General features: G+C 69.8%; 21 protein-coding genes and 1 pseudogene. 9 read left to right on the forward strand and 13 right to left on the reverse strand.

The window, feature by feature from the left end:
- The first annotated feature begins 117 nt into the window (after nucleotides 1-117).
- Complete coding sequence (locus ABZ659_RS19340) at nucleotides 118-942, forward strand: maleylpyruvate isomerase family mycothiol-dependent enzyme (protein WP_360221104.1); 825 nt, start codon at nucleotides 118-120, stop codon at nucleotides 940-942.
- Nucleotides 943-990: 48 nt separating this feature from the next.
- Here ABZ659_RS19340 and ABZ659_RS19345 read toward each other — a convergent pair whose 3' ends face one another.
- Nucleotides 991-2301, reverse strand: a complete 1311-nt coding sequence (locus ABZ659_RS19345; protein WP_360221107.1) for an MFS transporter — start codon at nucleotides 2299-2301, stop codon at nucleotides 991-993.
- Nucleotides 2298-2951, reverse strand: a complete 654-nt coding sequence (locus tag ABZ659_RS19350; RefSeq protein ID WP_360221110.1) for a GntR family transcriptional regulator — start codon at nucleotides 2949-2951, stop codon at nucleotides 2298-2300. The genes ABZ659_RS19345 and ABZ659_RS19350 overlap by 4 nt, the downstream gene beginning before the upstream one ends.
- A gap of 196 nt (nucleotides 2952-3147) precedes the next feature.
- On the opposite strand from ABZ659_RS19350, the gene ABZ659_RS19355 reads away from it, so the two are divergent.
- Nucleotides 3148-4047, forward strand: coding sequence for a D-alanyl-D-alanine carboxypeptidase (locus tag ABZ659_RS19355; protein WP_360221113.1), 900 nt, complete (start codon nucleotides 3148-3150; stop codon nucleotides 4045-4047).
- Nucleotides 4048-4051: 4 nt separating this feature from the next.
- Here ABZ659_RS19355 and ABZ659_RS19360 read toward each other — a convergent pair whose 3' ends face one another.
- Both ABZ659_RS19360 and ABZ659_RS19365 read right to left on the reverse strand, forming a co-directional pair.
- Nucleotides 4052-4546, reverse strand: a complete 495-nt coding sequence (locus tag ABZ659_RS19360; RefSeq protein ID WP_360221116.1) for an LURP-one-related family protein — start codon at nucleotides 4544-4546, stop codon at nucleotides 4052-4054.
- On the reverse strand, nucleotides 4543-5553 hold the full coding sequence (locus tag ABZ659_RS19365; RefSeq protein ID WP_360221119.1) for a helix-turn-helix domain-containing protein: 1011 nt from the start codon (nucleotides 5551-5553) through the stop codon (nucleotides 4543-4545). Before ABZ659_RS19365 ends, ABZ659_RS19360 begins: the two co-directional genes overlap by 4 nt.
- A 51-nt stretch (nucleotides 5554-5604) precedes the next feature.
- On the opposite strand from ABZ659_RS19365, the gene ABZ659_RS19370 reads away from it, so the two are divergent.
- Nucleotides 5605-5997, forward strand: a complete 393-nt coding sequence (locus ABZ659_RS19370; protein ID WP_360221122.1) for a cupin domain-containing protein — start codon at nucleotides 5605-5607, stop codon at nucleotides 5995-5997.
- A 112-nt stretch (nucleotides 5998-6109) separates the two neighbouring features.
- Here the strand turns inward: ABZ659_RS19370 and ABZ659_RS19375 are convergent, their stop codons facing one another.
- The 3 genes from ABZ659_RS19375 to ABZ659_RS19385 all read right to left on the reverse strand — a co-directional run bounded on the left by ABZ659_RS19375 (nucleotide 6110) and on the right by ABZ659_RS19385 (nucleotide 9692).
- On the reverse strand, nucleotides 6110-6361 hold the full coding sequence (locus ABZ659_RS19375) for a DUF6458 family protein (protein WP_360221125.1): 252 nt from the start codon (nucleotides 6359-6361) through the stop codon (nucleotides 6110-6112).
- Between the two features lie 80 nt (nucleotides 6362-6441).
- A complete protein-coding gene (locus tag ABZ659_RS19380) occupies nucleotides 6442-7740 on the reverse strand; it encodes a M18 family aminopeptidase (RefSeq protein ID WP_360221129.1) in 1299 nt (432 codons plus the stop codon).
- Between the two features lie 125 nt (nucleotides 7741-7865).
- Nucleotides 7866-9692 carry an acyl-CoA dehydrogenase gene (locus ABZ659_RS19385; RefSeq protein ID WP_360221132.1) on the reverse strand — a complete coding sequence of 609 codons (1827 nt, stop codon included), beginning with the start codon at nucleotides 9690-9692 and terminating at the stop codon, nucleotides 7866-7868.
- A 231-nt stretch (nucleotides 9693-9923) separates the two neighbouring features.
- Between ABZ659_RS19385 and ABZ659_RS19390 the strand changes: the two genes are divergently transcribed.
- The 3 genes and pseudogenes from ABZ659_RS19390 to ABZ659_RS19400 all read left to right on the forward strand — a co-directional run bounded on the left by ABZ659_RS19390 (nucleotide 9924) and on the right by ABZ659_RS19400 (nucleotide 11769).
- Nucleotides 9924-10388 carry an SseB family protein gene (locus ABZ659_RS19390; RefSeq protein ID WP_360221135.1) on the forward strand — a complete coding sequence of 155 codons (465 nt, stop codon included), beginning with the start codon at nucleotides 9924-9926 and terminating at the stop codon, nucleotides 10386-10388.
- A 106-nt stretch (nucleotides 10389-10494) separates the two neighbouring features.
- Nucleotides 10495-10725: pseudogene (locus tag ABZ659_RS19395) on the forward strand (pirin family protein); the annotation flags it as partial.
- Nucleotides 10726-10797: 72 nt separating this feature from the next.
- The gene (locus tag ABZ659_RS19400; RefSeq protein WP_360221138.1) at nucleotides 10798-11769 is read left to right on the forward strand and encodes a pirin family protein; all 972 of its coding nucleotides are present in this window, start codon (nucleotides 10798-10800) and stop codon (nucleotides 11767-11769) included.
- A gap of 234 nt (nucleotides 11770-12003) precedes the next feature.
- Here ABZ659_RS19400 and ABZ659_RS19405 read toward each other — a convergent pair whose 3' ends face one another.
- Nucleotides 12004-12417: a MerR family transcriptional regulator gene (locus ABZ659_RS19405; protein WP_360221141.1), complete on the reverse strand. Its 414-nt coding sequence runs from the start codon at nucleotides 12415-12417 to the stop codon at nucleotides 12004-12006.
- Between the two features lie 449 nt (nucleotides 12418-12866).
- Between ABZ659_RS19405 and ABZ659_RS19410 the strand changes: the two genes are divergently transcribed.
- The gene (locus ABZ659_RS19410) at nucleotides 12867-14357 is read left to right on the forward strand and encodes a SulP family inorganic anion transporter (RefSeq protein ID WP_360221144.1); all 1491 of its coding nucleotides are present in this window, start codon (nucleotides 12867-12869) and stop codon (nucleotides 14355-14357) included.
- A gap of 53 nt (nucleotides 14358-14410) precedes the next feature.
- Here ABZ659_RS19410 and ABZ659_RS19415 read toward each other — a convergent pair whose 3' ends face one another.
- The 5 genes from ABZ659_RS19415 to ABZ659_RS19435 form a co-directional block, all read right to left on the reverse strand.
- Nucleotides 14411-14959 (reverse strand): NUDIX domain-containing protein, encoded by a 549-nt coding sequence (locus tag ABZ659_RS19415; protein WP_360221147.1) that lies wholly within the window; start codon nucleotides 14957-14959, stop codon nucleotides 14411-14413.
- A gap of 102 nt (nucleotides 14960-15061) precedes the next feature.
- Complete coding sequence (locus tag ABZ659_RS19420) at nucleotides 15062-15418, reverse strand: ASCH domain-containing protein (RefSeq protein ID WP_360221150.1); 357 nt, start codon at nucleotides 15416-15418, stop codon at nucleotides 15062-15064.
- Nucleotides 15415-16530 (reverse strand): hypothetical protein, encoded by a 1116-nt coding sequence (locus tag ABZ659_RS19425; RefSeq protein ID WP_360221153.1) that lies wholly within the window; start codon nucleotides 16528-16530, stop codon nucleotides 15415-15417. The genes ABZ659_RS19420 and ABZ659_RS19425 overlap by 4 nt, the downstream gene beginning before the upstream one ends.
- Before the next feature lie 28 nt (nucleotides 16531-16558).
- Nucleotides 16559-17035 carry a hypothetical protein gene (locus ABZ659_RS19430; protein WP_360221156.1) on the reverse strand — a complete coding sequence of 159 codons (477 nt, stop codon included), beginning with the start codon at nucleotides 17033-17035 and terminating at the stop codon, nucleotides 16559-16561.
- Entirely contained in the window at nucleotides 17029-17490 is a 462-nt protein-coding gene (locus ABZ659_RS19435) for an ATP-binding protein (RefSeq protein ID WP_360221159.1), read from the reverse strand. Before ABZ659_RS19435 ends, ABZ659_RS19430 begins: the two co-directional genes overlap by 7 nt.
- A gap of 104 nt (nucleotides 17491-17594) precedes the next feature.
- On the opposite strand from ABZ659_RS19435, the gene ABZ659_RS19440 reads away from it, so the two are divergent.
- Both ABZ659_RS19440 and ABZ659_RS19445 read left to right on the forward strand, forming a co-directional pair.
- Nucleotides 17595-18920 carry an XRE family transcriptional regulator gene (locus tag ABZ659_RS19440; protein WP_360221162.1) on the forward strand — a complete coding sequence of 442 codons (1326 nt, stop codon included), beginning with the start codon at nucleotides 17595-17597 and terminating at the stop codon, nucleotides 18918-18920.
- Nucleotides 18917-19735 carry a class I SAM-dependent methyltransferase gene (locus ABZ659_RS19445; protein WP_360221165.1) on the forward strand — a complete coding sequence of 273 codons (819 nt, stop codon included), beginning with the start codon at nucleotides 18917-18919 and terminating at the stop codon, nucleotides 19733-19735. Before ABZ659_RS19440 ends, ABZ659_RS19445 begins: the two co-directional genes overlap by 4 nt.
- The last annotated feature ends 1 nt before the right edge of the window (nucleotide 19736 follow it).

Raw genomic sequence — 19736 nt, forward strand, 5'->3', positions numbered from 1 at the left:
CAGCAGCGTAACTTAGCGTTCCACGACACCCGCTGACAGCCGCCGACAGCCACCGTCTCCCGCTGGCAACGCCGCCACCAACCGCCCGTGTACCGACCGCCGAGGGGTCCCGTTCCCGTGAGTCTGCATCCCACTCTCCAGCCCTACGCCGACGCCTGGACCCACTCCATCGAAGCGATATCCGAGCTGGTGACACCCCTCGTGGAGGCCGACTGGAACCGGCGGACGCCGTGCCCCGGCTGGTCCGTGCGCGACGTGGTCTCCCATGTCATCGGCCTCGACTGCGAGATGCTCGGCGACCCGCGTCCCATCCACACCCTCCCGCGCGACCTGTTCCATGTGACGAACGACCACCAGCGTTACATGGAGATGCAGGTGGACGTCCGGCGCCACCACACCGCGCCCGAGATGACCTCCGAGCTGGAGTACACGGTCATCCGCCGCAACCGCCAGCTGCGCAACGAGTCCCGCGACCCCGGCGGCAAGGTGCGCGGCCCGCTCGGTGCCGAGCTGACCCTCGAAGAGGCCATGCGGGGCCACGCCTTCAACGTGTGGGTGCACGAACAGGACCTGCGCGCCGCCCTCGGCCGCCCCGGCAACCTCGACTCGCCCGGCGCCTACATAGCCCGGGACGTCCTGCTCGACCTGCTCCCCGAGGTCGTCGCCGGACGCGCGGACGCGCCCCGCAGCTCGGCCATCGTCTTCGACGTGCACGGGCCGGTGGAGTTCCTGCGGACGGTCCGGGTGGACATCCAGGGGCGGGGCACGGTGGAGGCCACCCCGGCGCTCGGACCGGCCGCCACCCTCAGCCTCGACTGGGAGACGTACGTCCGGCTGGCCTGCGGGCGGGTCACCCTGGAGGCCGTGAAGGACCGGGTCAAGGCGGAGGGCGACCCGGAGCTGACCTCGGCCATCCTGCGGAACTTCGCGGTCACGCCGTAGCCGGACGCGGGGCAGGCCCGGGGCCGCCCGGCCCCTGGGCCCCGGGTCTCACGCGGGTACGTGCACCGTCTCCACCCGGCTCGCCACCAGCCGTTCCCGCTCGCGGCGGGCGGCTCGGCCGCGGAGCCGGAGGATCTGGACGACGCCGAGGGCCTGGAGGACGAAGACGGAGGAGAAGGCGACGGTGTAGTCGTCGCCGGTCGCGTCCAGCAGCACGCCCACCGCGAACAGGGTCGTCATCGACGCCGTGAAACCGCCCATGTTGGTGATGCCGGACGCCGTGCCCTGGCGCTCCGGCGGGTTCGCGGGGCGGGCGAAGTCGAAGCCGAGCATGGAGGCCGGCCCGCACGCCCCCAGCACCGCGCAGAGCACGACCAGCAGCCACATCGGCGCCCGGTCCGCCCCGGTGAGCGCCGGGCCGAAGAGGGCCGACGCCCACACCACCGCCGTGGTGGCGACGGTGCCCAGCGCGAGCGGCAGCCGCGCGCCCTGGTGGCGGGCGACGAGTTGGCCGTAGACCAGGCCGACGACCATGTTGGACAGCACCACCAGGGTGAGCAGTTCACCGGCGGTGGCGCGGGACAGGCCCTGTGCCTCGACCAGGAACGGCAGCCCCCACAGCAGCAGGAACACCATCGCCGGGAACTGGGTGGTGAAGTGCACCCACAGGCCGAGACGGGTGCCCGGTTCCCGCCAGGAGGCGGCGATCTGGCGCCGTACGTAGGCCGCGCCCCGGTGCGGGAACGGCTCCGGTTCATGGCCCTCGGGGTGGTCCCGCAGGAAGAGCAGCAACAGCACCAGGACCACGACACCGGCGAGCGCGCTGCCGCCGAACGCCGCGGTCCAGCCGACGCCGTGCAGCAGCCGGGCCAGCAGCAGCGTGGAGACCAGGTTCCCCGCCATCCCGGCGAGCCCCGCGAGCTGCGCGATCTGCGGCCCGCGCCGGGCCGGGAACCAGCGGGTGCCGAGCCGCAGCACGCTGATGAACGTCATCGCGTCGCCGCAGCCCAGCAGCGCCCGCGAGGCCAGCGCCATGCCGTACGAGGGGGACAGCGCGAAGCCCAGCTGGCCGGCCGTGAACAGCACCACCCCGATGGTCAGCACCCGCTTGGTGCCGAGCCGGTCGACCAGCAGGCCGACGGGTATCTGCATCCCCGCGTAGACCAGCAGCTGGAGGATGGAGAAGGTGGACAGCGCGGAGGCGTTGACGCCGAAGCGGTCGGCGGCGTCGAGACCCGCGACCCCCAGGGACGTACGGAAGATGACGGCGACGAAGTAGACCGAGACGCCGATGGACCAGACGGCGACGGCGCGTCGGCCGCCGGGCGGGTCACCGGGCAGCACGGAGGTCCGGCTCATCGGACCTCACCCCGCGCCAGGTGCGAGAACCAGCCGATGTGCCGGTGGACGAGTGCGACGGCCGCCTCGGCGTCCCCGGAGCGCAGCGCGTCGAGGATCTCCCCGTGCTCGGAGAGCGTCTTGGCGATCCGGTCGGGGTGCGAGTGCATGACGGCGACGCCCATCCGCAGCTGGCGGTCGCGCAACTGGTCGTAGAGGCGGGAGAGGATCTCGTTGCCACCGCTGCGGACGATCTCGGCGTGGAAGCAGCGGTCGGTGACGGCGGCGGCGGCGAGGTCACCGGCGGCGGCCTGCCGCTTCTGCCTCTCCAGCAGCTCCGCGAGTCGCTCCAGCAGACCCGGCGGGGCCGGTACGGCCTTGCGCGCGGCGTGCTCCTCGACCAGCAGCCGGGTCTCCACGACGTCCTTGATCTCCTGCGCGGAGACCGGCAGGACCAGGGCGCCCTTCTTGGGGTAGAGCCTGATCAGACCCTCGACCTCCAGCCGCAGCAGCGCCTCGCGCACCGGGGTGCGGGAGACGCCGACGGCCTCGGCCAGCTCGCCCTCGGTGAGCAGCGTGCCGCCCTCGTAGCGACGCTCCAGTACGCCTTCCTTGACGTGCGTGTAGACGCGGTCTGCGGCGGGCGGTTGCTTCACGGCGGCCAAGGTCATGCCGACAGGATAGATACATCACGTACGCATGAGGGCGCGGGTCCAGTATGCGGACCCCCGCCGAGGACGACGACGGGAATTCCGGCAGCCGCCGCACAACCTTCCCCGGTGCCTGCGTGTCATATACGTGCGGCCCAACCCTGTCGCCCCACCTCGGCCGCACCGCAGGGGCATTCCAGCAATCGGGGTATTCGACTTGATAACCGGCATTCAGGGCGTCCGTCTTCGTCGGGCCGCCGCGGTCGCCATGACCACCGGCGCCGTGCTCGCGGCCGGGGCCGTCACCGCGACGCCCGCCCAGGCGCTCACCAAGCCCACCATCTCGGCCCTCGGCGGCTACGCGATGAACGGCTCCACCGGCACCACGCTCTACACCAAGTCCGCGGACACCAAGCGCGCCACCGGTTCCACCACGAAGATCATGACCGCCAAGGTCGTCCTGACCCAGGCGAACCTCAACCTCGACGCCAAGGTCACCATCAAGAAGGCGTACAGCGACTACATCGTCTCGAAGAACGCCTCCTCCGCGCGGCTGATCGTCGGCGACAAGGTCACCGTCCGCCAGTTGCTGTACGGCCTCATGCTGCCGTCCGGCTGCGACGCGGCGTACGCCCTCGCGGACAAGTTCGGCTCGGGGACGACCCGGGCGGCGCGCGTGAAGTCGTTCATCGGCAAGATGAACCGCAAGGCCGGCCAGCTCGGCATGACGAACACGCACTTCGACTCGTTCGACGGCATCAGCAACGGCTCGAACTACTCCACGCCGCGCGACCTGACCAAGCTGGCCCGCAGCGCGATGACGAGCCCGAACTTCCGTACGATCGTCAAGACCAAGTCGACCAAGCAGAAGGTCACCACCGCCAGCGGCGGCTACCGGTACTACACCTGGTCCAACACCAACACGCTGCTCGGCAACTACTCGGGCGCCACCGGTGTGAAGACCGGCTCCGGCAGCCAGGCCAAGTACTGCCTGGTCTTCGCCGCCACCCGCAACGGCAAGACGGTCATCGGCACGGTCCTCACCGCGCCGTCCGCCAGCCAGCGCGAGACGGACGCGAAGAGGATCCTCAACTACGGGTTCGCCCGGCTGGGCTGAGCCGTCAGGCGTTCTCGTGCTCCTTCTCCGCCAGATGGATCGCGCAGACCGCCACCGCGATGAGCAGGGCGGGGTCGGCGTCGTCCCGGACGATGTCGACCCCGTAGGTGTCGCGGAGGTGGAACCAGCGGCGGGAGACGACCGCGAGGAGCTCGTCGTCGTACTCGATGGCGAACTCGCGGTCCAGGAGCTTGCCGCTGACGTCCAGCTCGGTGCCCTCGACGAGGGTCACCCGGTAGTGGTTGCGCAGGAGTGAGAGGCGTTTGCGGCGGATGGTGGCCAGCGGCTCGCCGTCGCGTTCGATGAGCATGGTGTCCCGCAGGGACAGCAGCTTCTGGCGGATGTCGATCAGCACCCGGCCCTCGGTGTCCTTCAGCTCGAAGGTGTCCCGCAGCCGCATCGCCTTGCCGTCGACGAGGAACGCCTTGTCGCCCTGCTGGTCCTCGATCCAGTAGTCGTCGCCGAAGCCGATCAGCCGGTCGCGTACGAGGTATCTCATGGGACCACCGGTTCCCCGGCGGCCGGTCCGAAACGCCGCCGGTAGGCCGACGGGCTGAGTCCGGTCTCCCGCCGCAGCCGGGCGCGCAGGTTGGCCGCGGTGCCCAGACCGCTGCGGGCGGCCACCACGTCGAGGCGCTCCTCCCCCCGTTCGATCAGGCGGCAGGCCAGCGCCACCCGCTCGCCGGTCAGCCACGCCAGCGGGGTCGTGCCGAGCTGGGCGCGGAACCGCCGGTGCAGGGTGGCCGGGGAGAGCGCCGCGCGGTCCGCGAGGTCCGTCACCGTCAGGGGGTCTCCCAGCCGCTCGCGCGCCCACGCCAGCAGCGGGGCCAGCGACTCGTCGGGTACGTCGGGAAGCGGGCGCTCCACGAACTGCCGCTGCCCGCCGTCCCGGTGTGCGGCGAAGACCAGCCGCCGGGAGACGGCGTTGGCGACCTCGGCGCCGTGGTCGCGCCGGATGACGTACAGCCCGAGGTCGAGCGCGGCGGCGCTCCCGGCGGCGGTGAGGATGTCACCCTCGTCCACGAAGAGGACGTCGGGTTCGAGGCGCACGCGCGGGTGCAGCTCACGGAAGGAGTCGACCCACATCCAGTGGGTGGTGGCCCGGCGCCCGTCGAGCAGCCCGGCCTCCGCGAGCGCGAAGGTGCCCGTGCAGAAGCTCAGGACGCGTGCCCCGCGCGCGTGGGCGCGCCGGATGGCGCCCAGGACGTCCGCCCCGCGCGGGACGACGTTGTCGGGGCGGCCCGGCACCACCAGGGTGTCGGCGTCGTCCACCGCGTCCAGGCCGGGCACCCCGGCCATCGAGAAGAAGCCGTGGTTCATCCGCACCTCCCGCGTGGGCGTGCACAGCGTCACCTCGTACAGCGGACCCGGCAGCCCCAGCTCCGGCCGGGGCAGCCCGAACAGCTCCGTGGCGACACCGACCTCGAACGGGTTGGTGCCGTCGTCCACGATCACGGCGACCCGGTGCGGTGCCCTGGACACGGTGTGAGAGGAATCTTGCGGCATACGCGATTTCTAGCACTCGTGCGGCGGTCCGTCCCACCCCACGATGGACGCATGGCACAGGAACCCATCCACCTCCCCACCGCGCTGGCCTCCTTCTCCGAGCAGTGGAGCCCTCGCATCGTCACCGCCGTCAACGACTACGACGTCCGCGTCGCCAAGGTCGAGGGCGAGCACGTCTGGCACGTGCACGACCACACCGACGAGTTCTTCCTCGTCCTTGAGGGGGAGCTGCACATCGCCCTGCGCGAGGCGGACGGGGAGCGCACGGTCGTCCTGCGGAAGGACGCCGTGTTCACCGTCCCGCGCGGGACCGAGCACAAGCCGTACGCGCCCGTCCCCACCCAGATCCTGCTCCTGGAGCCGACCGGCACGCTCACCGTGGGCGACCGCCACGACGACGTACCGGACCACGTGGACGCGACGACCGGCCACCGGCTGGCCTGACGAGCGGCGGAACCGGGGCGTCCCCGCCCGGCTGACGGACTCCGGCCGGGCCCAGCGTGCGCTGGCCCCGGCCGGTCCGGACGGCTGACGGTGCCTCACACCGACTCGCCGCTCACACCCCGTACCCGTCGTTGTAGCCGTCCCGCCGTGAGGGGTGCCGTTCCTCGTCGATGACCGTCGTCGCGGGGGGTACCACCACGCGCCTGCGCCTCGCGATGCTGCTGAACGTCGTGACGCCGATCAGCCCGACGATCATGAGGATGATCCCGACCAGGTCGAGATTGACTCCCTCCATGTCCCAGTCGGTCGCGAACGTGAGGATGGCTCCCGCGGCGATGAGGATGATGCACCCGCCGAGGCCCATGAGTTGTCGCCTCCCTGCCCGGTCCGGTACTTCCGTGCTTCCGGTCGGAGCCGGGTACCCGGACCCCCGGGGGGCAGTCCTCAGCCTTGCAGGAACGCCACCAGCGCGTTCGCCAGCAGGTGCGGGTCGTCCGCGCCGCACAACTCCCGTGCGCTGTGCATGGACAGGATCGCCACCCCGATGTCGACGGTCCTGATGCCGTGCCGGGCGGCGGTGATGGGGCCGATCGTGGTGCCGCAGGGCATGGAGTTGTTGGAGACGAACGACTGGAACGGCACGCCCGCCTTCTCGCAGGCCGCCACCCACACCGCGCGCCCCGAACCGTCGGTGGCGTAGCGGTTGTTGACGTTCACCTTCAGGATCGGGCCGCCGTTGACGCGCGGGTGGTGCGTCGGGTCGTGCCGCTCGGCGTAGTTGGGGTGCACGGCGTGACCGGTGTCGGAGGACAGGCAGACGGTGCCGGCGAAGGCCCGGGCCCGGTCCTCGTACGTACCGCCGCGGGCGAACACCGAACGCTCCAGGACCCCGCCGAGCAGCGGCCCGTCGGCGCCGGTGTCGGACTGCGAGCCGTTCTCCTCGTGGTCGAAGGCGGCGAGGACGGGGATGTACGGCAGGGGCGCGTCGGCCGTCGCGACCGCCGTCAGGGCCGCCGTGCCGGCGTGCACCGAGAGCAGGTTGTCCATCCGGGGCCCGGCCACCAGCTCCCGGTCGCGGCCCAGGTGGGCGGGCGGCTCCACGGAGTGCACCATCAGGTCCCAGCCGGTCACCTCGCCCGCCGTGAGCCCCGACTCCGCCTCCAGGAAGGCGATCAGGTCGCCGTCGCGGACGTCGTCGCCGAGCCCCCAGACCGGCTGGAGGTGGCGCTGCTTGTCGAGCTTGAGGCCCTCGGAGGAGACCGCGCGGTCCAGGTGGATGGCGAGCTGCGGCACCCGCAGCAGCGGCCGGTCCACGTTGACCAGCCGGGTGGAGCCGTCGCGCAGGCTGAGCCGCCCGGCGAGACCGAGGTCGCGGTCGAGCCAGGAGTTCAGCAGCGGGCCGCCGTAGATCTCCACGGCGACCTGCCGCCAGCCGTGCGCCCCGGCGTCCGGCAGCGGCTTGACCCGGAGGTTGGGGGAGTCGGTGTGCGCGCCGACGATCCGGAACGGCGTGTGCGGCGCGGCCCCCTCGGGGACGTACCAGGCCACGATGGCGCCCCCGCGCAGCACGTACTTGCCGCCGCTGGTCCCGTCCCAGGCGTCCGTCTCGGCGACCTGCCTGAAGCCCGCCTTCTCCAGGCGTTCGGCGGTGTTCGCCACAGCGTGGTACGGCGACGGGCTGGCCGCCAGGAAGGACATGAGGTCGTCGGTGTGGCCGCGGTCGAAGCGGGAGGGTTCGCTCATGGAGTTCACCTTAACGACGTGGGAACGGTCCCCTCACGGGCTGCGGGGGCACCCGGGTGCACGAAGCGGGCCGTAACCGGACGGGGTGTCCGGACACGGCCCGCTCGGCACGCGCGGCGGGTGGGCTAGAACGCGTCCTCGGCCAGCTCCATCACGTCGAGGTCGACGCCCTCGGCCACCTTGCGGGCCAGGGTGACGCCCGGCAGCACGGTGGCCGCGAAGAACTTCGCCGCGGCGATCTTGCCGGTGTAGAACGCCTTGTCCTTGGCGGAGGCCGACTGGAGCTTCTCGGCGGCGATCGCGGCGCCCTTGAGCAGCAGGTAGCCGACGACGACGTCACCGGAGGCCATCAGCAGGCGGGTGGTGTTCAGGCCCACCTTGTAGATGTTCTTGACGTCCTGCTCGGTGGCGGCGAGGTCGGTCAGCATCAGGCCGACGATCGCCTCCAGCTCCACAGCGGCCTTGGCCAGGTGCTCGCGGGCGCCCGACAGCTCCTCGCCGCCGGTGCCGAGGGCGAGGAACTTCTTGATGTCCTCGGCGAGGGTGTTCAGCGCGGCGCCCTGGTTGCGGACGATCTTCCGGAAGAAGTAGTCCTGGCCCTGGATGGCCGTGGTGCCCTCGTAGAGGGTGTCGATCTTGGAGTCCCGGATGTACTGCTCGATCGGGTACTCCTGGAGGAACCCGGAGCCGCCGAAGGTCTGGAGCGACTGCGCGAGCTGCTCGTAGCCCTTCTCGGAGCCGTAGCCCTTGACGATCGGCAGGAGCAGGTCGTTCAGCGCGTGCTCGGCCTTGGCGTCCTCGCCCGCCGCCTCCTTCACCGCGATCGCGTCCTGGACCGAGGCGGTGTAGAGGACGAGGGCGCGCATCCCCTCCGCGTACGCCTTCTGCGTCAGCAGCGAGCGGCGCACGTCGGGGTGGTGGGTGATGGTGACCTTGGGCGCGGCCTTGTCCATGAAGTTGGCCAGGTCGGGGCCCTGGACGCGCTCCCTGGCGTACTCCAGCGCGTTCAGGTAGCCGGTGGAGAGCGTGGAGATCGCCTTCGTGCCGACCATCATCCGCGCGAACTCGATGATGCGGAACATCTGGCGGATGCCGTCGTGCTTGTCGCCGATCAGCCAGCCCTTGGCCGGGTGGCGGTCACCGAACGTCATCTCGCAGGTGTTGGACGCCTTCAGGCCCATCTTGTGCTCGACGTTGGTCGCGTAGACGCCGTTGCGCTCGCCCAGCTCGCCGGTCTCGAAGTCGAACAGGTGCTTGGGGACCATGAAGAGGGACAGGCCCTTGGTGCCGGGACCGGCGCCCTCGGGACGGGCCAGCACGTAGTGGAGGATGTTCTCCGACATGTCGTGCTCACCCGAGGTGATGAACCGCTTCACGCCCTCGATGTGCCAGGAGCCGTCCTCCTGCTGGACCGCCTTGGTGCGCCCCGCGCCCACGTCGGAGCCGGCGTCCGGCTCGGTGAGCACCATCGTCGAGCCCCACTGCTTCTCGACGGCGATCTCGGCGATCTTCTTCTGGACGTCGTTGCCCTCGTCGTAGAGGATCCCGGCGAAGGCCGGACCGGAGGAGTACATCCACACGGCCGGGTTGGCGCCGAGGATCAGCTCCGCGTACGACCAGATCAGCGACGGGGGAGCCGTCGTACCGCCGATGGCCTCGGGCAGGCCGAGCCGCCAGTACTCGGAGTCCATGAAGGCCTGGTAGCTCTTCTTGAAGGACTCCGGGACCGGAGCGGTGTTGGTCTCCGGGTCGAAGACGGGCGGGTTGCGGTCGGCGTCCGTGAAGGACTCGGCCAGCTCGTTCTCCGCGAGCCTGGTCAGCTCTTCAAGGACGCTCCTGGCGGTGTCGACGTCCATCTCCTCGAACGGGCCGGTGCCGTACAGCTTGTCGCGCCCGAGTACTTCGAAGAGGTTGAACTCGATGTCGCGGAGATTCGACTTGTAGTGCCCCATGGTGTCTGGCTCCGTTTAGAGAGTCGGCGAGGCACTGACTCCTCGCTCCTAGTTCACGTACCAACAAGTAGCTACGCATGATGCTACCCGTCGGTAATAAGAAGCAACCCCGTTCCCGTCATCTGTGACAGGTCACACCGGAACCACCGTGTCACAGGTGCCGTGCGCGCCAGAGGGGTTTCTCCGGGTGACCCCGCCGGTCGGGCCGCCGCGCTCGGTACTCTTGCGCCCATGTACGGCTACGACCAGAACGTGGGCCCCCAGCAGCAGTACGCCCCTCCGCAGCAGCCGATGAACGGTGGCTACGGGCAGCAGCCGCCGCTGTACCCCGAGCCGTCGCCGCCCTCGCTCGCGGACGCGGTGCGGGCGTTCACCACCGGCCAGATGATCGCCGAGGACTTCCAGCAGGTCTTCGCCACCTCCAAGGTGTACTGCCCGCGCGGTGACAACCCCGGCTTCCTCGCCCTGCACAACACTCAGCAGCCGGTGATCCCCATGTTCACCTCGCTGAAGGAGCTGCGCCGGTACGCGGGCAAGGAGTCCAAGTACTTCGTGATCACCGGCGCCGAGGTGATCGACCTGCTGCCGACCGGCTACGGCTTCGTCCTCGACATGGAGGGCGAGCACCGGATGGTGTTCGACGCCAAGGCGGTGGAGGAGATGGTCGACTTCGCCATGCGCCGGATGTACGGCTGACCGCCGTGACCCACGAGCCCGGAGGGAATGCCCTCCGGGCTTTCTCTGTTGGGGGTGGCAGAAAGTTCAATGCTCAACTAAACTGGTCGCACAAGGAGGTACCGACATGCCCGCAGTGACCGTCGAGAACCCGCTGACGCTGCCCCGCGTGAACGCCACCGCAGACGCCGTGGCACGTCCCGTGCTCGCCGTCACCACCGCGCCGAGCGGCTTCGAGGGCGAGGGCTTCCCGGTGCGCCGGGCGTTCGCCGGGATCAACTACCGCTATCTCGACCCGTTCATCATGATGGATCAGATGGGCGAGGTGGAGTACGCCCCGGGCGAGCCCAAGGGCTCTATCAGTTGGGGGAGTATCCCGACGGATGCTCGCTGACCTGCGGAAACTTCCACCCAGAGGAGAGTCGGACCCATGCCTGCTGTAACCGTCGAGAACCCCCTGACCCTTCCGCGCGTGGCCGCGTCGGCGGATGCCGTGGCTCGCCCCGTGCTAACCGTGACAACCGCGCCCAGCGGCTTCGAAGGTGAGGGTTTCCCCGTTCGTCGGGCGTTCGCGGGGATTAACTATCGGCACCTCGACCCGTTCATCATGATGGATCAGATGGGTGAGGTGGACTATCAGCCTGGGGAGCCGAAAGGGACCCCGTGGCATCCGCACCGCGGCTTCGAGACCGTCACGTACATCATCGACGGGATCTTCGACCACCAGGACAGTCAGGGCGGCGGCGGCACCATCACCAACGGCGACACCCAGTGGATGACGGCCGGCTCGGGCCTGCTCCACATCGAGGCGCCGCCGGAGTCCCTCGTCATGTCCGGCGGTCTCTTCCACGGCCTGCAGCTGTGGGTGAACCTGCCGGCCAAGGACAAGATGATGGCGCCGCGCTACCAGGACATCCGGGGCGGGCACGTACAGCTCCTCACCACCCCCGACGGCGGCGCGCTGCTGCGCGTCATCGCCGGCGAGTTGGACGGGCACGCGGGGCCCGGCATCACCCACACCCCGATCACCATGGTCCACGCGACCCTCGCGCCCGGCGCGGAGCTCACTCTTCCGTGGCGGGAGGACTTCAACGGCCTGGCGTACGTCCTCGCGGGCAAGGGCGCGGTCGGCGCGGAGCGCCGCCCGATCCATCTGGGGCAGACCGCGGTCTTCGGCGCGGGCTCCTCGCTGACGGTCCGCGCGGACGAGAAGCAGGACGCGAACACGCCGGACCTGGAGGTCGTGCTGCTGGGCGGACAGCCGATCCGTGAGCCGATGGCGCACTACGGCCCGTTCGTCATGAACACCAAGGACGAGCTGCAGCAGGCGTTCGAGGACTTCCAGAAGGGGCGGCTGGGAACGATCCCGGCAGTGCACGGCATGTCTGAGGGCGGACTGTAGGGATCACTACGGCCGCATGTGGACGAGTCCACCCGGAAAGGGGTGAGGCTCGTCCGCGCTCGAAGCCGCCTTCTTGGTCTCCTAGTAATGGGCCGGGTCGGTGACCTGCGGGAATCTTTCCTGTGGGGCGCTGGCCTGGCCTTTTGGCGATTGCTGGCGATGGCGTGCGACGGTCTTGATCGGGTGTTCTGCGGACTGTGTGCGGACTGCGGGCTGATCCCTGGGGAGCCGTCGTCAGGCTCGGGCGGCGGGCGCGTTCCGTTCCAGGCGGGCGCGCAGGGTGCCTTCGAAGTCCTCGGCTCGGGAGAGCTGGACACGGAGCTTCTCGACCTGCTCGGCGGCTTCCTGCTGGTAGGTGCGGACGCGTTCCAGGAGGGCCTCGCGCTCGTCGGCACCGAGAGTGGCGTCAGCGTCGAGGCGATCAGTGGCGTCGAGCAGGTCGCGCATCTGGTCCAGGGTGAAGCCGAGCGGCTTCATGCGGCGGATGACCATGAGGCGGGCGACGTCGTTCTCGGTGTAGAGGCGGAAGCCGCCCCGAGAGCGGGCGGAGGGGACGACGAGGCCGGTCTCCTCGTAGTGGCGGATGGTGCGCATGGACAGTTCGGTCCGTGCGGCGACCTCGCCGATCTGCATGTGCTTGCCGTCCACGCCGTGATCCTCTGGCCCTTCTCCTTGGTCAGCGGCCTCGGCCCAGGTGGGCGCCGTCGGCCCAGGTGGGCGCCGCCGATATCTACTCTAACGTTAGGGTAGAGTTGCTGGTGGTGAGGGCGGCGTTTCGCTGCCTCGCTGTTGCCGTGTCGGGGCCGATGGTGCCTCCGGCGAAGATCTGATTCTTGCAGGAGAGAAGCGTGCGCGAGCCCATGACGCCCGGCGCCGCCGCCTGCCCGCCGTGACGCTTCGCCCCCGGACGTGAGCCTCGCCGCGCTGACGGTCATTCCCAGCCGCGTCTTCCTTCAACTTCCGGCTCCGCATCGCGCGGCGCCGCCCGCGGGGTGCTGGCCCGGCCCCTCCGCGTCCTCCCGCCCGCCCCGGCCTGCCGAACGGGGTGTGCCCGAGCACGACAGGTTCCGTCTCCCTTGTTTTCCGTTGCCACTGCTGTGTCCCCCGCCGCGCGCCTGCGTGGCCTGAAGCCCGACTGGATCTCCGACCCGAAGGTCTGGCGCACCGAGGTCCTGGCCGGCCTGGTCGTCGCCCTCGCGCTGATCCCCGAGGCCATCTCGTTCTCGATCATCGCGGGTGTGGACCCGGCGATCGGTCTGTTTGCTTCCTTCACCATGGCCGTCGTCATCTCGGTCGTCGGCGGCCGACGGGCGATGATCTCCGCCGCGACCGGCGCCATCGCCCTCGTGATCGCCCCGCTGAACCGTGAGCACGGTCTCGGCTACCTCGTGGCTGCGGTCATCCTCGCGGGCGTCTTCCAAGTCATCCTCGGCGCGCTCGGGGTGGCGAAACTGATGCGGTTCATCCCGCGTTCGGTGATGGTCGGCTTCGTCAACGCGCTCGCCATCCTGATCTTCATGGCCCAGGTCCCGGAGATGCGGAATGTCCCGTGGGCCGTCTACCCGCTGATCGTCGGCGGTCTGGCGCTCATGGTGTTCTTCCCGAGGATCACCACCGTGATCCCGGCGCCGCTGGTCTCCATCGTCATCCTCACTGTGATCACCGTCGGCGCGGCCATCGCCGTGCCGACCGTGGGCGACAAGGGCGAACTGCCGACCTCCCTGCCCGTGCCTGGCCTGCCGGACGTTCCGTTCACGCTGGACACGCTGAAGACGATCGCCCCGTACGCGTTTGCCATGGCGCTGGTCGGCCTGATGGAGTCGCTGATGACGGCCAAGCTGGTCGACGACATCACCGACACCCACTCCAACAAGACCCGCGAGTCCATCGGTCAGGGCATCGCCAACATCGTCACCGGCTTCTTCGGCGGCATGGGCGGCTGTGCCATGATCGGCCAGACGATGATCAACGTGAAGGTCTCCGGCGCCCGCACCCGCGTCTCGACCTTCCTTGCCGGGGCGTTCCTGATGGTGCTGTGCATCGTCTTCGGCCCGGTTGTTTCCGACATCCCCATGGCGGCCCTGGTCGCCGTCATGATCATGGTGTCGTTCGCGACCTTCGACTGGCACTCCATCGCCCCGAAGACCCTCCGGCGGATGCCCGCCGGCGAGATCACCGTCATGGTGATCACCGTCGCCTGTGTGGTCGCCACCCACAACCTCGCCATCGGCGTGGTGGTCGGCTCCCTCACCGCCATGGTCATCTTCGCCAAGCGTGTCGCCCACCTCGCCGAGGTCACCGCAGTGGTCGACCCCGACGGCAAGACAGTGGTCTACCGGGTCACCGGCGAGCTGTTCTTCGCCTCGTCCAACGACCTGGTGGGCCAGTTCGACTACGCCGCCGACCCTAGCAAGGTGATCATCGACCTGAGCTCGGCGCACATCTGGGATGCCTCCTCCGTCGCCGCCCTCGACGCGATCGAGACCAAGTACGCCCAACGCGGCAAGACCGTCGAGATCACCGGCCTCAACACCCCGAGCGCTCACCTGCACGGCAAGCTCAGCGGCGAACTCGCAGCCGGTCACTGACCTGCCCCACGACCCACTCGACAGGACCCCGGCCCACCCACCGGGGTCCCCCGCTATTCAAGATCAACTGCGTCAGTCATGGCTCCATCGATCCTGGGGTTGTACTTCCATCCGTCCAGCGACACCTGGAGCCCGCCGCTTAAGTAGCGGTGGAGGGCACTGGCGGTGGTCTCCACGAATTCCTCGGGGATGGCGTCTGCGTCGACCCAGCGGACCTGGGAGTGCTTGCGCGGTTCGCGGTTCTCGGGCTCGCCATCCCACTCGTGCGTGACGAAGACGACCGTGAGGAAGCCGTTGGGAGCTTCGACGCCCCAGGCGCCGTGGATGATGTGGGCGACCTTGAGGGACTCGGGCTTCACCGTGAGCCCCGTCTCCTCGCGGAGCTCGCGGACCGCGGTTTCGGTGATGGGCTCGCCGGGTTCGCTCTTGCCGACGGGGAGGTCCCACATGCCTTGGGCAAACTTGGCGTTCTGGCTGCGCTGGAGGAGGACGACGCGGCTGGTCGCCATGTCGTGGACGATGACGGCGGCGACTAGGAGGGTCATGGATTCGGGGGCGGGCGGGAGGGCTTTGAGCTGGGCGTCGGGCTGCGGCTGAGCCACGGTTACGTCCCTTCGTCGGCCGCCTTGGACAGACGGGGCCAGTGCTTCGTGAGCACAACGGGCCACGGGCCCCAGGCCCCCTGCCCTCAAGCTCAGGTCGCATCATGCAGCAGCGCGTTGGATCTCGATGGCGAGGGCGCCGAGGGCTTCCTTCTCTGGCGGGTAGATGGTGCGGATGTTGGCGATCTGTTGTTCGCGGGTGGCGGTCGGGTTGACGTTGGCCGGTCCCTCGCCGTCGAGCAGTGCCTCGAAGTCGGGGTACTCGGTGACCCGCTTGACCTCGACCTCACAGGTCTCGTCGGTGCCCTTGATGCTGAAGCGAATGACGTCGCCGGCAGAGAGGTCGGCGAGGTGCGGGTATTTGACCCGCACCTCGATGGTCTTGGTGCCCGCGGCGACGAGGTCGAAGTATTGGCGGTAGAGGTTGAGCTCGCGGACGCGGGCGGTGCTGTCGGTCATGGGACGGGAACGCTCCTGGTGGCTGGTTCGGACATCATCCGGCCGATCTCGGTGGCCGAGTACGAGCGGAAGAAATGGCGGGGATCGGACAGCAAGGTATCGGCCATGGCCAGCAGTTGCTCGGCGTACTCCGCGATGGTGCCGGGCCACTGACGGGCATCGAGCATCCAGTCGGCTGCGCCTTCGGGCAAGGGCACACGGCCTTCGCGGATCAGCGACTTGGACAGCTTGGCGCCGGTGTCGGTGACGACCTGCGGGCAGAACAGTCGGGCGGGGAGCTGGGCGCGGGTGAGACCGACGGCCTGGAGGGCCTCGTCGACCAGGTGGGAGCCGAAGACCCAGTCGCCGCCCTTGACCATAACGTGCAGGGTGCCGTGTGGGTTGGACAGGAAGAGTTCCTTGACCGCGTTGCGGTACAGGGTGGCCAGGTCGAGGTAGGCGCCTCCGGTTGGGGTGATGGTTGCCTGGTAGGGGCCGTGGTGGAGGCATGCGGCAGCGACTTGCGCGGTCTCGCGGTCGGTGAGGTGGACTCGGGTGCGTTCGGCGTGTTTCTCGGCCCAGCCGCAGTCGGGGTGCGGGCAGGGGACGCGCAGGTGTGGTGTGCCGGTGGAGGGGGCGAGCCACCAGCGTGCGGCGTCGAGGCGGGGCAGGAGGCGGAGCCATGTGCGGCGGAAGTGCTCGTCGGCCTGCTGCTGGCTGTAGGTCTCGATCCGGTGAGGGATGCCCAGGCACCGAGAGAGCGCGGTGAACAGGGGTTGGTAGAGGGCGTTGACGAGGTCGGTCAGGGCCTCGTGGCCGAGGGCCTGGGCGTAGGCGCGCTGGTAGCGGTGACCGCTGACCGGGTCGGTGGTCAGTTCGTAGGGGGCGTTGTCGAGAGCGCTGAACAGGACCTCGGTGGGGATGCCGAAGCGGTCGCGCAGGCGGGCGGCCATGGCGAAGGCCAGGGACTGTACGAGGGAGGTGCCGATGTGCGGGGCGCCGTTGATCTGGGTGCCGACGACCAGCACGATCCGCTCGGGTGGGGTTGCCAGGACGCGTGGGGTCAGGACGTCCTCGGCATGGTGGAGGGCGTTGGCCAGGACGGTGTTCGGTGAGACGGGGCGGGTCGTCACGGGATGTCCCCCTGGGGTGGGTTGGGGTTCATTCGGTTCGGGTGTGACCGAAGAGGAGGCGCTGGAGGAGCGTGGCGCGGTCCAGGTAGGAGTCGATCTCCGCAGGTGCGGCGCTGCGGGAGAGTGGGTCGAGGCCGAGGACGAGGGCCACCGGGGTTCCTTGGCCGAGCAGCAGAGTCCAGGGGCGGCCGGTGGGGATGCGTTTGCGGTACGGGGTGCCGTCGAAGCGCAGGGCCACTTCAGCCGGGGCGATCAGACGTAGGCGTGGCCCGATGTCCGGCGGGGGTGTGGTGGCGGGGCCGAGGTGCAGAGCTTCGGCAACGGCGCGCATGCGTTGCTCGATGACGGCCGGCGTCTCGTAGCAGCTGCGGGGCGGTTGGGGCACCAGAAGGAGGCAGCACAGAGTGGCGCCGGTCGGAGTGGTGTCCAACCACGTGGTGGTGGCCAGGGAGGCGATCAGACCGGCGGAAGGCGCGAAGGACCCGGTGCGGGCAGGCGTCAGCATGTGGGCACCGCGCTGTGGTGGAAGGCGGCCCAGACGCACTTGCCGGGGCCCTGACGCTTCTCCACGCCCCAGTGGTCGGCGACGGCAGAGACCAGCAGGAGGCCGCGGCCGTCGTCGGGGGTGCTCCGTGGCTCCTGCTTGGTGGGTGTGCCGTTGCCGCCGTCGTGCACCTCGATGCGCAGCACGGTGGCATGCAGTTCGACTCGTACGAGGACCTGTCCGCCCGCAGGAGCTCCGTGCAGGACGGCGTTGGTGGCGAGCTCGGAGGTACACAGCCGGATGTCGTCGAGGCGTTCGGTCCGGCCCCATTGGGTAAGGACCTCGGCGACAAAGGAGCGGGCGGCGCCTGGAGTGGTCCGGCGCCGGTCGAAGAGCATCGATGCGTGCTCGACGGCGCCGTCGAGGGCTTGTTCCGGTGCGAGGGTGTCCGGCTCGCCGGGCAGTCTGCTGGGCATGGCCAACAGCCAACCGCCGTCGCTCGTTTGGGTCGGGAGCCAGCGTGAGGGCCATGCGGGGGGCCACTATGGGGGCCAGAGTTCGCATGCTCCTGGGAGATGGGATGGGCTACACGGGGATCGGTGCGTTGCTCATCCGGCTGCGCACTGGGCGTGGTTGGACCCAGCAGCGGGTGGCCGACGAATACAACGCCCTGGAGGGGCGGGCCGCCAAGACCGGTAAGGAGATTGGGCGTTACGAGCGCGAGGCGCGCATCCCGGTCCCGTACACCCGCAGGTACCTGGCTCAGGTGTTCGGCGTCGACATCGGAATGCTCGACCGTGCTGTGGCGGTCAGCAAGGGCCGCCAGGGTGGAGACAAGGCTGCGGAGACCGTTCCGGCGCGGCCTGTGGTGCCCTCGCGATCAGGTGCTATGTCGGCGGCGGACGCGGCGATGTCGGCGGACTTCGCCCGGTTCATCGCGCAGCGCAACGCAGATGAGTTCGTCGTCGAGCAGTTGGAGGCCGATGTCGCGCGGCTCGCACGCGCCTACGTCAGCCATCCGCTGATGGAGCTGTACATCGAGATCAAGCGGCTGAGGGACGGGGCGTTCGAGTTGCTGCGCGGGCGCCAGCATCCCCGGCAGACTGCTGACCTGTACGTCGCGGCCTCACGCTTGTGCGGGCTGTCCGCGCACGTCTGCTTGGACCTGGGCGACTACGACTCCGCTGCCACCCACGCCCGTACCGCTCGGGCGTGTGCGGAGGCGGTCGGGCACGAGGGGATGCTGGCCTGGGTGCGGGCCGTGGAGTCCCTGATCGCCTACTGGACTGGGCGGTACGAGCAGGCGGCGCGGCTGGCGCAGGCCGGCCGCCACCACCGGGCTCCCGGCAGCATCGGAGCCCGGCTGGCGAGCCTGGAGGCGCGTGCGCTGGCCGTAGCCGGAGACCGGGTGAGCGCGGTGGCCGCCCTTGCGGATGCCGAGCGCTCCCGTGAGGCAATGCCCGGCCATGACGAGGTGCCGGGCATCTTCGCCTTCCCGGCCGCCAAGCAGTTCGCGTACGCGGGCACGAGCCACTTGGCCGTGGGCGGGAGGGAACACGTCCAGCAGGCCATCGTCAGCGCGGACAGTGCGATCCGGCTCTACCGCAGTGCCGAGGACGACGACCAGTCGGTCGGCGACCTGTTCGCCGCCCATGTCGATCTCGCACGCGGCCACCTGCTCCTGGGCGACCTGGACGGGACTGAGGCGATGCTCGGATTCGTCCTCGACTCCCCGCCTGAACGCATGTCGGCCAGCATCGTGCGTCGGCTCACCGCTCTGGGCCGGGAGCTGGGAGGGCCGCAGTACGGTGGAGCCGCGCACGCCGCCCACCTACGCGAACGACTTCAGCACACGGCCGTCCTCGCGGCCTCACCCGCCGCCCACTCACCGGAGCTGCCGACGTGACCGAACTGTCCGCCGCACGCGACGCCGCCGTCACCGACCGGAGCCGCCTCGCCGGAAGCGCCTACAACAGCGACCGGGACCTGGCCGCCCGGCAGTCGCTCTACCAGTGGCAGACACCCCGTTACGACCTGCCTGGCATCGTCGCCGAACAGCTGAGCGGCGTACGCGGGCGCGTGGTCGATGTCGGCTGCGGCAACGGCAAGTTCATTCAGCGGCTCCGCGACGACCGGCCCGAGCTGGCCCTGCTCGGCCTGGACATCGCCCCCGGCATCCTCGCCGGCGTGCCCGGCCCTGTCGCCGTCGCGGATGCCACCCGCCTGCCGTTGGCCACGGCGAGCGTCGATGCCGCCTTGGCGCTGCACATGCTGTACCACGTCCCGGACATCCCGCAGGCGGTCAGGGAGCTGTCCCGCGTCGTGGCCCGTGACGGGCTGGTGATCGCCTCCACCAACAGCGACCTGGACAAGTCCGAACTCGACGACCTGTGGCAGCGGGCCGCGGGCGATGTCCTCGGCACCGGACGCGGCCCGGCCCGCATCTCGCTCAGCGCCCGCTTTTCCCTGGAGAAGGCCCCGGCCTTCCTGCGGGAGGAGTTCGGCCGGGTGGAGACGATCGAACTGCCCGGCACCATCACGGTCCACGACCCGGAGCCGGTCATCGCGCACATGGCCTCGTACCGGGCGTGGGCGGACCAGCACGACGTGCCCTTCGAGGCCACGATCGAGCGGGCCCGCACGATCCTTGCCGATCACATCGCCCGAAAGGGCACCTTCGAGGTCAGGTGTCTCGGCGGCATCCTCGTCTGCCGTCGCTGAG

The organism is Streptomyces sp. NPDC006997 (assembly GCF_040635175.1).
Lineage (GTDB): Bacteria > Actinomycetota > Actinomycetes > Streptomycetales > Streptomycetaceae > Streptomyces.